The following is a 13898-nucleotide window of genomic DNA, read 5'->3' on the forward strand; positions in this document are numbered from 1 at the left end:
AACTGAGTAATTTATTACTCAGTTTTTCTTTTATTCATGGTGAGAAGTTTTTGTTTTATTTAACCAAGCATAGGCTAGGCCGATGAAAACGCCCCCTCCTATCCAGTTACCAAAAAATACAAGTGTCCATTGGCGGATAACGTTTAGAAGAGTAAAACCTTTAATATATTCGATATGGCTAAAAGCAGCTAACATAAAGGATGCAAAATTAGCAATTAAGTGTTCGTTTGATAGAAAAACAAACATAAAAATAGCAGATAAAATAACCGTCATTTTTGCCGATTCTTCTTTTAATAACATGTAAGCAAGGATAGCTAAATTCACAAACATATTAGCAATAATACCTTCTAGGAAAGCTCCTGAACTAGGTTTTCCTAACTTTTTAGCAACGACATGCCCTAAAAAGCTATCATTTGTTAAATGCTGGAATGAGTACGATTGATTAAACAACCAAGCTAATATACAAGCACCAACGAGGTTGAAAAAAGTACAATAAATTAAAATTGTTATGGCTTTTTTCCAAGAGATATTTTTATTATAGGCTCCTGCAGTGAGATAAAGCATATTAGATGTTGCCAATTCACCATTAAATATTAAAACATAAATAAGTCCAAAACTAAAGATGAAAGCAAATACAAAACCTGATAGAGCAGGAGAAATTTTACCAATAGTATCAGCTGCGACGATACCGGCAGCAGTACTCATTGTCAAATAAGCCCCTGCTAGCATTGATCTCAAGGCGTAGCGTCCTAAACTCTCTTTATAAAGCGCTTCCTTTTTAGCGCAATTGTAAGCAATTTTTTCTTGAAAAAGTGACATAGTATATTCCTTTTATGTGATTTTATTAACTTGATTAAATATTAAAAAGGAGGATCTTGATATCTTTTTAAGGTATCAGATCCTCAAAAGCGAGGAGATTAATGTTCAGAGGCACCAGAAGTGGCATCTGTGGCTTGATCAACGGGAGCATCCTCTGTGCTAGTTGAAGCGCTAGAAGTAGTGTCAACTGCTGAAGCTCCAGGAGCAGCAGTAGTTCCACCGACCAAACGTTGTCCAGTAGTTTGGAGGTACCAATCTAACCACGGTTTAAAGTTAAAGATAATTTCATTAATACCAGCATAAGATCCGTCTGGGTAGTACATAGCTTGATAGTTGTGAGTATTGATAACTTCTGGAGGTGTACCAGGAACGACTGTACGTACATATTCTTGATTTCCATTACGAAGAGTACCGATAACCCATTCAACATTTTTCATTCGTGCCGGTGGTAAACTACCATGAACTGTGGCCATACGGTTTCCTACTTGTTCACGAACACGTTTTCCTAACATTGTATCTGGATCTGGATGATTATTATTGTAATATAGAAATTGATTATTATCATCTGCATATGTTAGCTCAAATGGCATAGCATTTAAAAACATATTAAGTTGGTTAACAGTAAGTAAACCATTGTCTAGTTTAACGTAAGCATCCCCTTCAACGGCGTTAACTTTCTCGGCTGCCTTGTCTAACCAATCAGTATCATCTGGATCGATACCAGTAATGGTTGTATCAATTTGTCCCTGACAGTAGAGGTCTTCAGATTCAATAGCTTTAGGTTTTCTCAATGATGATACAACTCCTACATATTTGATAAAATTATCAAGACAAGTTTCTAAAAATTGAACAGTCCCAGGATTGATAATGTTTCCATTATCGTCAAAGGCTTCTTTAGCTTTTCCTAATAAGAATTCATTTCCTGGAAGTGTGTAAGCATTAACGCCAGGAGCATCAAGGATTTTACGAAGGTGTATTTGAGCACGTGATGTGCCTTGATCATAATATGAAGCACCGACAATCATAACAGGTTTATTTTCGAGTGGATGCACGGCAAATGAGAGCCACTCAAGCACACTTTTAAGAGCGGCCGTAATAGTATGATTATGTTCAGGAGTGGCAATAATAACGCCATCAGCTCGTGTGATCTTATTATTAAGAAGACGAAGTTGGAAACTTTCTTCCCAATTTTGGTCTTGATTAAACATTGGAATATCATCGATTTCAAGGACTTCCAATTCACATTTGGTTTTAAAATTCTTGCGAATAAATTCAAGCAACATACGATTATATGATTGCTCTGCATTTGAGCCAACAATACCTACAAATTTCATCTTAGTTATTCCCTTCTATACTCTTATAAACTTTCCCAGTCAAAATTTTCTGCTTCTTTTTGAAGTAAATCACGAGCATTTGATAATTTACCAGTAATCTTAACAAAAAGACGAAAATCATCAAAGATAGCATCTAGCTTCTGACTTGTTTCGATATCGTGTAGGTTGCCATCTTTATCAAAGGCTTGGAGAGAGTGTGATAACAAGAATTCGTCAGGTAAAACACTTGCTTTTAGTTCAGGAGCGTTAAGTATTTGACGTAATTGTAATTGTGCACGTGATGATCCAAGTGTTCCATATGAAGCACCAGTAATCATAACGGGTTTGTTGAGAAGTGGGTAAATACCATATGATAGCCAAGCTAAAACACTCATTAAGGCCGAAGGTATAGAATGATCATATTCTGGCGTACCAATAATAACACCATCAGCTTCTTCAATTTTAACAGCAATATCTAAAATTACTTGGGGAACATTTTTATCAGCAGGTTTATTAAATAACGGAAGGTCTTTAACTTCGATGAGTTCAATTTCTGCTTGTTGATTTATTTGAGTTAGTTCCAACGATGCCAATAAGTTTCATATTAGAAATCCTCTTTCTTAATGATAAAATAGTTGAAAATGATGTTTTAAGCCATCAGATAAATAGATACGATCATCTTTAGTGATGATAATGCCTTCAATGTAGGAAACAGCGTTTAAAATATCAAGAGCCTCTTTAATGGATAAGCCAAACAACCTTGTGGTCCAGATTTCACAGTCGACGGATTGTTTAGAAACAATAGAAATGCTAGCCATCTCTGTTTGTATCGGATAACCAGTCTGTCGATCAAAAATATGATGGTATTCCTTATCGTCAATAATCAGACGGCGTTCATAAGTACCTGAGGTTACAACAGATTGGTTTTTAATTTTGACAGCTCCAATATTTTGTCCCCGTTTCTTTTTCGGATGTTGAATGCCGATAACCCAATACCCTTCTGAACGATTAGGATTATCCCCGTGAACTAAAACGTTTCCGCCTAAGTTAATGATAGCAGAATCAATCATCTCATTTTTAAGATAGGTCATAATTTTGTCAGCGATATATCCTTTTGCAAGTGCACCCAAATCAATTTTCATTCCTATCTGATTTAAAAAAACAGATTGATTTTTTGAATCTAGAAGTATATGAGTTGGGTTAGATAAAATCATAGCTTCTGATATTTCACTAGGGCTAGGTAGTTTAGCATCTGAAAATCCAATTCTCCAAGTTTGCACTAAAGGACCAATAGCAATATTTAGGTTACTAGGCCTAGCTAAGCTGTGTTCTTTCCCAATTGTGATTAATTCAAAGAGGTCTGGATGTACTTGAATAGGCTTGATACCAGCGTTATTATTTATAGCCATTAACTCTGAATTAAAGTCATTTGCACTAAAGCGATTTTTGTAGAGCTCCAAGACTTCTATGACCTCTTGGATTTGTTTTTGAGCATTTTTAGAATTAATTTGAATATCGATAGTCGTTCCCATGAGTCTTAAACTATGAGAAAGTTGCAAATTTTCCACCCCCAAAGCAATATATTCTAATGATACCGTTTTCTAACTTGAAAATCAATACTTATTTTCAAATATTTTCAATTTGTCAAGAAATATGCTTGCAAAGACTATCAAAAGAGGTTACCTGGGTAACCTCTTTTACTATTTCTTATTTTTTCTTAAGTTCACCTTGAGGATAGTAGGTTCCTTCAGGCATATCGTTGATAAAAACATGGATATTTTCTTTAGGTGCTTTTGCAATGCGTGATACTACTTCAGTAACCTCGCGAGCTAATTCATTTTTTTGTTCTTGTGAGCGTCCCTCAAACAAGTCAATTTTTACAAATGGCATAATGTTACTCCTTTATGTTATTGGGCATCATTGTAACATAATGTTGTGAAAAAGTACACACTGTTTTCAATGGCTGGGAAAACTTCAGCCTTTGTGGTAAAATAGGTAGAATACTATAGAAAGTAGGATTTTCCGCTTTGGCTCAACTCTATTATAAATATGGGACAATGAATTCTGGTAAAACCATTGAAATTTTAAAAGTTGCTCATAACTATGAAGAACAAGGAAAACCTGTGGTTATTATGACAAGCGCCTTGGACACTCGAGATGAATTTGGAGTCGTTTCAAGTCGTATTGGAATGCGCCGTGAAGCAGTTCCAATTTCAGATGATATGGACATTTTCTCCTATATTCAGAATTTACCACAAAAGCCTTATTGTGTTTTAATTGATGAATGTCAATTTTTGAGTAAGAAAAACGTCTACGATTTAGCTAGAGTAGTAGATGACTTAGATGTACCAGTCATGGCTTTTGGTTTGAAAAATGATTTCCAAAACAATCTTTTTGAAGGTTCAAAACATTTGCTATTATTGGCCGATAAGATTGATGAAATCAAAACAATTTGCCAATACTGTAGTAAGAAAGCAACCATGGTTTTAAGGACAGAAAACGGAAAACCTGTCTATGAAGGTGATCAGATACAAATTGGTGGTAATGAAACATATATCCCAGTTTGTCGAAAACATTATTTTAATCCAGATATTTAAAAGATAATCGGTTTTAAAGGAGATACAAAGAAAAATGAATATTTATGATCAATTGCAGGCAGTTGAAGATCGTTATGAAGAGTTAGGTGAGTTACTTAGTGATCCAGATGTTGTTTCAGATACAAAGCGATTTATGGAATTATCACGTGAAGAAGCTAATACTCGAGAAACTGTCACAGCTTATAGAGAATATAAGCAAGTCATTCAAAATATTTCAGATGCTGAAGAAATGATCAAGGATGCTTCTGGTGATGCTGAATTGGAAGAAATGGCTAAAGAAGAACTTAAAGAATCAAAAGCAGCTAAAGAAGAGTATGAAGAAAGATTAAAAATCCTTCTATTACCTAAAGATCCTAACGATGATAAAAACATTATTTTAGAAATTCGTGGTGCTGCTGGTGGCGATGAAGCAGCGCTTTTTGCTGGTGATCTTTTAACAATGTATCAAAAATATGCTGAAACTCAAGGATGGCGTTTTGAAGTTATGGAATCATCCGTTAATGGTGTTGGTGGTATTAAAGAAGTGGTTGCTATGGTTTCTGGTCAGTCAGTTTATTCTAAGCTTAAATATGAATCAGGAGCTCATCGTGTTCAACGTGTTCCGGTGACAGAGAGTCAGGGTCGTGTTCATACTTCAACTGCAACTGTTTTGGTAATGCCAGAAGTTGAAGAAGTAGAATACGAAATTGATCAAAAAGATCTTCGCGTCGATATTTACCACGCGTCTGGTGCTGGTGGTCAGAACGTCAATAAAGTTGCTACTGCAGTTCGTATGGTACACATTCCTACAGGAATCAAAGTTGAAATGCAAGAAGAGCGTACTCAGCAAAAAAACCGTGATAAAGCGATGAAAATCATTCGTGCTCGTGTTGCTGACCATTTTGCGCAAATTGCTCAAGATGAACAAGATGCTGAACGTAAATCAACAGTTGGTACTGGTGATCGTTCAGAACGTATTCGCACTTATAATTTCCCACAAAATCGTGTAACAGATCATCGTATTGGTTTGACACTTCAAAAATTAGATACTATTTTATCTGGAAAAATGGATGAAGTTATTGATGCACTTGTTATGTATGATCAGACTCAAAAGTTAGAAGCCTTAAATAAATAATGAATTATGCGCAGTTAATCAAGCATTACGGACAGTTATTAGAAGCTTGTGGTGAAGAAGTCGAAAATTTTATTTATGTATTAAAAGACCTAAAACAATGGTCAACAACTGATTACCTTTTAAATCAAAATAGTAGTGTGAGTGATACTGATCAGCAATTAATGGAAAATATTTTTCAACAGCTTAAAAAACATAGATCACCGCAGTATATTACAGGTAAAGCTTACTTTAGAGACCTTATTTTCTTTGTTGATGAACGAGTTTTAATTCCGAGGCCTGAAACAGAGGAGTTGGTTGATCTAATCTTATCAGAGAATAAAGTAGAAGATTGTTCTGTTTTAGATATTGGTACAGGTAGTGGAGCAATTGCCATTTCTCTAAAAAAAGAACGCCCCTCTTGGGATGTTCTAGCTAGTGACATTTCTGTATCTGCATTAGACTTGGCAAAGGAAAATGCTAATAATTGTGATGCGGAAGTGACTTTTATAGAATCAGATGTCTTTAGTAACATTTCAGGTAAATTTGATATTATTGTGTCTAATCCTCCCTATATTTCTTACAATGACAAAGACGAGGTGGGGAAGAATGTGCTAGCTTCAGAGCCTCATAGTGCCCTTTTTGCAGACGAAGAAGGATTAGCTATTTATCGTAAAATCATTGAAAACTCAAGAGAATATTTGCAACCTAGAGGTAAATTATATTTTGAAATAGGTTACAAACAAGGTGATGATTTACGAAGTTTATTGAAAAGATATTTTCCAAACAATCGTTGCAGAGTTTTGAAAGATATATTTGGTAAAGATAGAATGGTGGTATTAGATAATGAATGATTTGGGACAGATTTTAGAGGATCATGGCGCAGTTATTATGCCAACAGAAACGGTCTACGGAATCTTTGCCAAAGCTTTGAGTGAAGAAGCTGTGAACCACGTCTATGAGCTTAAAAAAAGGCCTCGTGATAAGGCTATGAACTTAAATATATGTGATTTTGAGACTATTTTAAAATATTCTAAAAATCAACCGACCTATTTAAAGCAATTGTACGATGCTTTTTTACCAGGACCGCTAACCATTATTTTGGAAGCTTCACAAGAAGTTCCGCATTGGATCAATTCTGGGTTATTAAGCGTAGGATTTCGGATGCCTAAACACCCTGTAACCCTTGATATGATTGCTAACCATGGTCCACTGATTGGTCCTTCTGCTAATATTTCTGGATGTGATAGTGGTCGTGTGTTCTCAGAAATTCAAAAACAGTTTAATCATCAAGTTTTAGGTATTGAAGATGATAAAGCATTGACAGGTGTGGATTCTACTATTATTGATTTGTCTGGTGATAGAGTTAAGATTTTAAGGCAAGGTGCAATCACGCAAGAGGTACTAACGGCTACGATACCTGAATTAATTTTTGAAAATTAATTTAATCATCTTGCAACTAATAGTAAAAATGTGATAAATATAATGATTGAAACCATTATTTAAAAGTTATAACGAGCTTAAGGAGTAAAAAATGATTTTTGATAAAGACAATTTTAAAGAATTTGACCAAGAACTTTGGCAGGCTATTCATGATGAGGAAATTCGCCAACAAAATAATATTGAATTAATTGCATCAGAAAACGTTGTTTCAAAAGCTGTTATGGCAGCACAAGGTTCTGTTTTGACAAATAAATATGCCGAAGGGTATCCTAGTCATCGTTATTATGGAGGAACAGATTGTGTTGATGTAGTTGAAAGTTTAGCTATAGAACGAGCTAAGACGTTATTTAATGCTGAGTTTGCTAATGTTCAACCACATTCTGGTAGTCAGGCTAATGCAGCAGCTTACATGGCTTTAATCGAGCCGGGAGATACTGTCTTAGGGATGGACTTAGCAGCAGGTGGGCACTTAACACATGGCGCTTCAGTTAGCTTCTCAGGAAAAACTTATCATTTTGTTTCTTACTTTGTTGATCCTAAGACGGAGATGCTAGACTATGATAACATTTTGAAAATAGCACAGGAAACGCAGCCTAAATTAATTGTTGCAGGGGCGTCGGCTTATTCTCGCATTATTGATTTTGAAAAATTTCGTCAAATAGCAGACGCAGTAGATGCTTACTTAATGGTTGATATGGCTCACATTGCAGGTTTAGTTGCTTCTGGTCATCACCCTAGTCCTATTCCTTATGCTCATGTAACGACAACGACAACACATAAGACTCTACGTGGACCTAGAGGTGGTTTGATTTTAACCAATGATGAAGCAATTGCTAAAAAAATTAATTCTGCAGTCTTTCCAGGACTCCAAGGTGGACCATTAGAACATGTAATTGCTGCAAAAGCTGTAGCTTTGAAAGAAGCCCTAGACCCTTCCTTTAAAATATACGGTGAGGATATTATTAAAAATGCTCAAGCCATGGCTAAAGTTTTTAAAGAAGATGATGACTTTCATTTGATTTCTGATGGTACTGATAATCATTTGTTCTTAGTAGACGTCACAAAAGTTATTGAGAATGGCAAAAAGGCACAAAATGTTCTTGAAGAAGTCAATATCACCCTTAACAAGAACTCTATACCGTTTGAGCGACTATCACCATTTAAAACATCAGGTATTCGAATTGGTACTCCAGCAATTACTAGTCGAGGAATGGGAGTTGAAGAATCTCGAAGAATCGCTGAATTAATGATTAAGGCACTCAAAAATCATGAAAATCAAGATGTCCTCACAGAAGTTCGTCAAGAAATTAAATCATTAACGGACGCTTTCCCTTTGTATGAGAATTAATGTTATGATGGATTTTTATATCAAACAGATTATTATACATCAGTTTTCTCCTAACGACACAGAGTTAGTGCTATCAGATACTCCGTTAACCCTAACTCCAAGGATTGATGACTACTTTCGTAAAAAATTAAGTAAAGTTTTTTCTGATGAAGCTAAGCGTGGCTATTTTGGAGAGGATAATGTATTTATGAGTCATTTACAAGATGATTTATATGTTTCTTCCTGTCAAATTGCGCAACTTTGGAAAGAAGAGTTTGTCATATCGGAAGATCAAAAAACGAATGACTTAGTTTTTATTCAATTTGACAAGGATGGAATGGAACATTTTGCTTTCCTTCGAATCTCATTAAAGGAACAATTTGCTCATGTTTCTGAAAATCAAGAGCAGCCAATTACAATAACACAGAATAACCTTCCAAGTGCTGCTCAAACTCCAGATGAAGCTTTGGTTGTTAACAAGTCATCAAAGCAATACTATTTAATTGAAAAGCGTATCAAACACAATGGTTCATTTGCTAATTATTTTTCTGAAAATTTATTACAAGTACAACCAGAACAGTCTGTTAAAAAATCTATCAAAATGGTTGAACAGACAGCTCAAAAAATTGCTGAAAATTTCAACAAAGATGATTTTTCTTTCCAATCAAAAATGAGATCGGCTATTTACAAGAATTTAGAAGAAGAGCAAGAATTGTCTCCAGAAAAATTAGCAGATCAATTATTTGATGATAATTTAACAGCCAGGCTGACTTTTGTTGATGAATTGAAAGACGCAATACCTGGATCTGTTCAAGTAAGTGATATTGATCATTCCCGTCAAATTAAGAAGTTAGAGAATCAGAAGCTATCTCTTTCAAATGGTATTGAATTGATTGTACCCAACAATGTCTACCAAGATGCCGAATCGGTTGAATTTATCCAAAACCCTGATGGTACATACTCAATACTAATCAAAAACATACAGGATATTCAAAATAAATAATATGTTTAAATTTTTAAAACGTTTGATAGCATTAATTATTATTATTTTCATTGGGTACCGTCTAGTTATCATCCATGAAAATGTTAAAAAAGTGCTTCAATATCATGATTTAGTGCAGAATACTCTTGCAGAGAATGGTTCAGAGGCTAATGTGCACTTAGTATTATCTATGATTTATACTGAAACTAAGGGAGATGCTATAGATGTGATGCAATCAAGTGAAAGTATCAGTGGAACTACGAACAGTATTACGGATAGCCACACCAGTATTAAACATGGCGTCACTCTGTTGTCACAAAATATAAGTCAAGCTAAAAAAGCTAAGGTTGATGTATGGACTGCTGTCCAAGCATATAATTTTGGTTCTTCTTATATTGATTATGTAGCGGATCATGGGGGTGAAAATTCCATTGAGTTGGCCAAAAATTACTCTAAAAATGTTGTAGCTCCCAGCCTAGGAAATTATAACGGGGACACTTACTTTTACTATCATCCTCTCGCCCTAATTTCAGGAGGGAAGCTCTATAAAAATGGTGGTAATATTTACTACTCACGTGAAGTTCAATTCAACCTTTATTTGATAAAAATAATGGAGTTGTTTTAAGAAGGGTAAGTATGAAAAGACTAACTTATTATTTTAAGGGGTATATCAAAGAAACTATCTTTGGACCCCTTTTCAAATTATTAGAAGCCTCTTTTGAACTTTTGGTACCAATCGTTATTGCAAAAATGATTGACGAGACCATTCCACGAGGGGATAGAAGTAGTTTACTGTTGCAAATTGGATTGATTTTCTTTTTGGCTGCGGTGGGTGTTGTAGTAGCGATAACTGCTCAATATTATTCTTCAAAAGCCGCAGTTGGTTATACGAGACAATTGACAGAGGATCTCTATCAAAAAGTCATGTCACTGGGTAAAAAAGACAGAGATGAATTGGGAACTGCTAGTTTGATTACTCGTTTGACTGCTGATACATTTCAAATCCAAACTGGTTTAAATCAATTTTTACGTTTATTTTTGAGGGCTCCGATTATTGTTTTTGGTGCCATAATTATGGCTTTTTCCATTAGCCCCTCATTGACTATTTGGTTCTTGGTAATGGTTGTCACGTTATTTATCATTGTTTTTGTAATGTCTCGACTATTAAATCCTATTTACCTTAAAATCAGAACTTCAACCGATTATTTGGTAAAGTTGACTAGGCAACAACTTCAAGGTGTACGAGTTATCCGTGCCTTTAATCAAGTAGATAGAGAGAGTGAAGCATTTAATGATATCAATTATCATTATACGAATTTACAATTAAAAGCAGGTAGGCTTTCTAGTTTAGTAACGCCTCTAACATTTCTAGTTGTTAATATCACTTTGGTTGTGATTATTTGGCGTGGTAATTTAAATATAGCTAATCATCTTTTATCACAAGGAATGTTGGTTGCTTTAATTAATTACTTATTGCAAATTCTTGTTGAATTGTTAAAAATGACAATGTTGGTGACATCACTGAACCAAAGTTATATCAGTGCTAAGCGAATTATAGCCGTTTTTGAAAGACCGTCTGAAATAATTGATGACAAACTTGAGCCAAAATATTCGAATAAGGCTTTAGAAGTGCAAGAAATGGCATTTTCTTATCCAAATTCCTCTGAAAAAGCTTTATCTGATATTACTTTTTCTATGAATGTAGGAGAAACTTTAGGGATAATTGGTGGAACTGGCTCTGGGAAATCAACCTTGGTTAATTTACTGCTTCATATTTATAAAGTGCAAGAAGGGGATATTGATATATATCATCAGGGAAAAAGTCCAGATACAATTTCAAATTGGCGTAGCCTGGTAAGAGTTGTTCCTCAAAATGCTCAGTTGTTTAAAGGAACTATTCGTTCTAACCTTTCTTTGGGACTTGGTAAAGTTAGTGAGGAAAAACTTTGGACTGCTTTAGAAATAGCACAAGCTAGTGATTTTGTAAAAGAAAAAGATGGTCAACTTGATACCCCTGTAGAGAGTTTTGGTAGGAATTTCTCTGGTGGTCAAAGGCAAAGGTTGACGATTGCAAGAGCTTTAGTTCAAGATAAGATACCATTTTTGATTTTAGACGATGCAACATCTGCATTGGATTATTTAACAGAAGCTCGTTTATTTAAAGCTATAACTAAACATTTCAACCAAACTAATCTTATTATTGTATCACAGAGAATTAATAGTATACAAAATACAGATAGAATCTTACTCCTTGATAAGGGGAAACAAGTTGGTTTTGATAATCATCAATCTTTATTAGCTCATAACAAAGTTTATAAGTCCATTTACCATTCACAAAATTTTAAGGAGGAGGAGTAAATGAAAGCAAGTCATCCTAAAAAGATACAAAAAAAGCTTGTTCAAGATCTTCTTTCTAAAAAAAGCTTAGTAGGAATGGCATTATTAGGGACGGTTGTACAAGTTTGCCTCACTGTTTATTTGCCTGTTCTAATTGGACAAGCGGTAGACGTTGTATTATCGCCTCATTCTATGATATTATTGTTACCTATAATGTGGAAGATGATTGCAGTCATTTTAGCAAATACTATTATTCAATGGATTAATCCTCTGCTCTATAACCGCTTAATTTTTCATTATGTTGCTTCTTTAAGAAAGGCTGTAATGGAAAAGTTGAATCTATTGCCTATAGCTTACCTAGATAAACGTGGCATAGGTGACTTGATTAGTCGTGTGACTACCGATACGGAGCAATTATCAAATGGTTTATTAATGGTTTTTAACCAGTTCTTTGTTGGTTTATTAACTATTCTAGTTACTATTTTTAGTATGGCAAAGATTGATTTATTAATGCTTTTTTTGGTATTATTTTTGACGCCTTTATCACTCTTTCTAGCCCGCTTTATTGCTAAAAAGAGTTATCACTTATATCAAAATCAAACGGCATCACGAGGACGACAAACTCAATTCATTGAAGAGATGGTGAGTCAAGAAAGCCTCATTCAAGCATTCAGTGCGCAAGAAGAAAGTAGTGATCATTTTAGGACTATTAATCAAGAGTATGCTAACTTTTCTCAATCAGCAATTTTTTATTCTTCAACTGTTAATCCATCAACCCGATTTATCAATAGTTTGATTTATGGCTTCTTAGCTGGGATTGGTGCCCTTCGCATTATGTCAGGGGCTTTTAGTGTTGGTCAATTAATCACTTTCTTAAATTATGTCAATCAATATACTAAGCCATTTAATGACATCTCTTCCGTCCTGTCTGAGATGCAAAGTGCTCTGGCTTGTGCAGAACGCCTTTACTCTATTTTAGAAGAATCGTCACCAAATATAACAGGTACAGAAAAACTTGATTCATCAACGGTCAAAGGTCAAATCGATTTTAAAAACGTTATTTTTGGTTATCATAAATCAAAACCACTATTAAATGGTATTAATTTACACATTCCAGCAGGAGCTAAGGTCGCTATTGTAGGACCAACAGGTGCTGGGAAGTCTACTTTAATCAATTTATTAATGCGTTTCTATGAAGTTGACGGGGGAAATATCCTTTTAGATGGTAAGCCTATTACTGATTATGAGCCATCACAATTAAGGCAAGAAATTGGAATGGTATTACAAGAAACGTGGTTAAAAAGTGCTACGATTCACGATAACATTGCATATGCCAATCCTAAAGCTAGCCGTGAAGAAGTGATAGAGGCTGCAAAAGCAGCTAATGCAGATTTCTTTATCAAACAATTACCGAATGGATATGATACGTATTTAGAAGATGCTGGAGATTCGCTATCACAGGGGCAATGTCAGCTATTGACAATTGCTCGTATTTTTCTTAAATTACCTAGAATATTGATATTAGATGAGGCGACATCGTCTATAGATACTCGTACTGAAGTTCTTGTTCAAGAAGCATTCCAAATGTTGATGAAGGGGAGAACAAGCTTTATTATTGCACATCGCTTATCTACCATTCAAACAGCAGATATTATTTTAGTTATGGTATCTGGTGAAATTGTAGAAGTGGGTAACCACTCTGAATTAATGGCTCAAAAAGGTATTTATTATCAAATGCAAAATACACAAAAGTAGTAAGAGGAATTATATGAAAAAAAGGCTTCAACTATTATTACTGATATTTATTTCTGCAGTTTCATGGTTTATCAGTAACCAACTAGCAACTAAGAATACGGTATTATCTGTTTTAATAGGTTTAGTTGCAGTTATTGGGATAACGTGGTTAATTGTAAGTCTGCTCTATTATTTGATCGTGAAGTTAATTGCAGTTATATTTCATGATTGAAAATAATAGAACATCGTTAGATAG

The 13898-nt window shown here is 34.7% G+C and carries 14 protein-coding genes and 1 pseudogene; 10 read left to right on the forward strand and 5 right to left on the reverse strand.

Annotated elements, in window-relative coordinates:
• Window positions 1-30: 30 nt before the first annotated feature.
• The 5 genes and pseudogenes from HMPREF9171_RS107970 to HMPREF9171_RS107955 all read right to left on the reverse strand — a co-directional run bounded on the left by HMPREF9171_RS107970 (window position 31) and on the right by HMPREF9171_RS107955 (window position 4022).
• Window positions 31-819 carry a formate/nitrite transporter family protein gene (locus tag HMPREF9171_RS107970; protein ID WP_000051849.1) on the reverse strand — a complete coding sequence of 263 codons (789 nt, stop codon included), beginning with the start codon at window positions 817-819 and terminating at the stop codon, window positions 31-33.
• 98 nt (window positions 820-917) lie between these two features.
• Window positions 918-2153 (reverse strand): NAD(P)H-dependent oxidoreductase, encoded by a 1236-nt coding sequence (locus HMPREF9171_RS107965; protein WP_000673633.1) that lies wholly within the window; start codon window positions 2151-2153, stop codon window positions 918-920.
• 23 nt (window positions 2154-2176) lie between these two features.
• Window positions 2177-2735 (reverse strand): annotated as a pseudogene (locus HMPREF9171_RS05285) (NADPH-dependent FMN reductase).
• Window positions 2736-2752: 17 nt separating this feature from the next.
• Window positions 2753-3691, reverse strand: coding sequence for an FAD:protein FMN transferase (locus HMPREF9171_RS107960; protein WP_001177181.1), 939 nt, complete (start codon window positions 3689-3691; stop codon window positions 2753-2755).
• Window positions 3692-3839: 148 nt separating this feature from the next.
• The gene (locus tag HMPREF9171_RS107955; protein WP_001117229.1) at window positions 3840-4022 is read right to left on the reverse strand and encodes a 4-oxalocrotonate tautomerase; all 183 of its coding nucleotides are present in this window, start codon (window positions 4020-4022) and stop codon (window positions 3840-3842) included.
• Between the two features lie 137 nt (window positions 4023-4159).
• On the opposite strand from HMPREF9171_RS107955, the gene HMPREF9171_RS107950 reads away from it, so the two are divergent.
• The 10 genes from HMPREF9171_RS107950 to HMPREF9171_RS107905 all read left to right on the forward strand — a co-directional run bounded on the left by HMPREF9171_RS107950 (window position 4160) and on the right by HMPREF9171_RS107905 (window position 13874).
• On the forward strand, window positions 4160-4729 hold the full coding sequence (locus HMPREF9171_RS107950; RefSeq protein ID WP_000068109.1) for a thymidine kinase: 570 nt from the start codon (window positions 4160-4162) through the stop codon (window positions 4727-4729).
• A gap of 34 nt (window positions 4730-4763) precedes the next feature.
• Window positions 4764-5843 (forward strand): peptide chain release factor 1, encoded by a 1080-nt coding sequence (gene prfA, locus HMPREF9171_RS107945; protein ID WP_001028826.1) that lies wholly within the window; start codon window positions 4764-4766, stop codon window positions 5841-5843.
• Window positions 5843-6673, forward strand: a complete 831-nt coding sequence (gene prmC / locus HMPREF9171_RS107940; RefSeq protein ID WP_001104948.1) for a peptide chain release factor N(5)-glutamine methyltransferase — start codon at window positions 5843-5845, stop codon at window positions 6671-6673. Before prfA ends, prmC begins: the two co-directional genes overlap by 1 nt.
• Window positions 6666-7262, forward strand: coding sequence for an L-threonylcarbamoyladenylate synthase (locus HMPREF9171_RS107935; RefSeq protein ID WP_000998735.1), 597 nt, complete (start codon window positions 6666-6668; stop codon window positions 7260-7262). The genes prmC and HMPREF9171_RS107935 overlap by 8 nt, the downstream gene beginning before the upstream one ends.
• 91 nt (window positions 7263-7353) lie before the next feature.
• Window positions 7354-8610: a serine hydroxymethyltransferase gene (gene glyA / locus HMPREF9171_RS107930; RefSeq protein WP_000575541.1), complete on the forward strand. Its 1257-nt coding sequence runs from the start codon at window positions 7354-7356 to the stop codon at window positions 8608-8610.
• A 4-nt stretch (window positions 8611-8614) separates the two neighbouring features.
• Window positions 8615-9592 (forward strand): nucleoid-associated protein, encoded by a 978-nt coding sequence (locus tag HMPREF9171_RS107925; RefSeq protein ID WP_000968658.1) that lies wholly within the window; start codon window positions 8615-8617, stop codon window positions 9590-9592.
• A gap of 1 nt (window position 9593) precedes the next feature.
• Complete coding sequence (locus HMPREF9171_RS107920) at window positions 9594-10196, forward strand: lysozyme family protein (protein ID WP_000472259.1); 603 nt, start codon at window positions 9594-9596, stop codon at window positions 10194-10196.
• Window positions 10197-10207: 11 nt separating this feature from the next.
• On the forward strand, window positions 10208-11929 hold the full coding sequence (locus HMPREF9171_RS107915) for an ABC transporter ATP-binding protein (RefSeq protein ID WP_000826944.1): 1722 nt from the start codon (window positions 10208-10210) through the stop codon (window positions 11927-11929).
• A complete protein-coding gene (locus HMPREF9171_RS107910; RefSeq protein ID WP_000647641.1) occupies window positions 11930-13663 on the forward strand; it encodes an ABC transporter ATP-binding protein in 1734 nt (577 codons plus the stop codon).
• Between the two features lie 13 nt (window positions 13664-13676).
• Complete coding sequence (locus HMPREF9171_RS107905; RefSeq protein WP_000746856.1) at window positions 13677-13874, forward strand: hypothetical protein; 198 nt, start codon at window positions 13677-13679, stop codon at window positions 13872-13874.
• Window positions 13875-13898: the final 24 nt, after the last annotated feature.

The sequence above is a fragment of the Streptococcus agalactiae ATCC 13813 genome, assembly GCF_000186445.1.
GTDB lineage: Bacteria > Bacillota > Bacilli > Lactobacillales > Streptococcaceae > Streptococcus > Streptococcus agalactiae.

What these genes read in the sequence shown, in the direction of transcription:
- HMPREF9171_RS107905 (WP_000746856.1), top strand. Translation starts at nt 13,677, where the DNA reads ATGAAAAAAAGGCTTCAACTATTATTACTGATATTTATTTCTGCAGTT.
- glyA (WP_000575541.1), top strand. Translation starts at nt 7,354, where the DNA reads ATGATTTTTGATAAAGACAATTTTAAAGAATTTGACCAAGAACTTTGG.
- HMPREF9171_RS107965 (WP_000673633.1), bottom strand. Translation starts at nt 2,153, where the DNA reads ATGAAATTTGTAGGTATTGTTGGCTCAAATGCAGAGCAATCATATAAT.
- HMPREF9171_RS107955 (WP_001117229.1), bottom strand. Translation starts at nt 4,022, where the DNA reads ATGCCATTTGTAAAAATTGACTTGTTTGAGGGACGCTCACAAGAACAA.
- prfA (WP_001028826.1), top strand. Translation starts at nt 4,764, where the DNA reads ATGAATATTTATGATCAATTGCAGGCAGTTGAAGATCGTTATGAAGAG.
- HMPREF9171_RS107970 (WP_000051849.1), bottom strand. Translation starts at nt 819, where the DNA reads ATGTCACTTTTTCAAGAAAAAATTGCTTACAATTGCGCTAAAAAGGAA.
- HMPREF9171_RS107910 (WP_000647641.1), top strand. Translation starts at nt 11,930, where the DNA reads ATGAAAGCAAGTCATCCTAAAAAGATACAAAAAAAGCTTGTTCAAGAT.
- prmC (WP_001104948.1), top strand. Translation starts at nt 5,843, where the DNA reads ATGAATTATGCGCAGTTAATCAAGCATTACGGACAGTTATTAGAAGCT.
- HMPREF9171_RS107915 (WP_000826944.1), top strand. Translation starts at nt 10,208, where the DNA reads ATGAAAAGACTAACTTATTATTTTAAGGGGTATATCAAAGAAACTATC.
- HMPREF9171_RS107925 (WP_000968658.1), top strand. Translation starts at nt 8,615, where the DNA reads ATGATGGATTTTTATATCAAACAGATTATTATACATCAGTTTTCTCCT.
- HMPREF9171_RS107935 (WP_000998735.1), top strand. Translation starts at nt 6,666, where the DNA reads ATGAATGATTTGGGACAGATTTTAGAGGATCATGGCGCAGTTATTATG.
- HMPREF9171_RS107920 (WP_000472259.1), top strand. Translation starts at nt 9,594, where the DNA reads ATGTTTAAATTTTTAAAACGTTTGATAGCATTAATTATTATTATTTTC.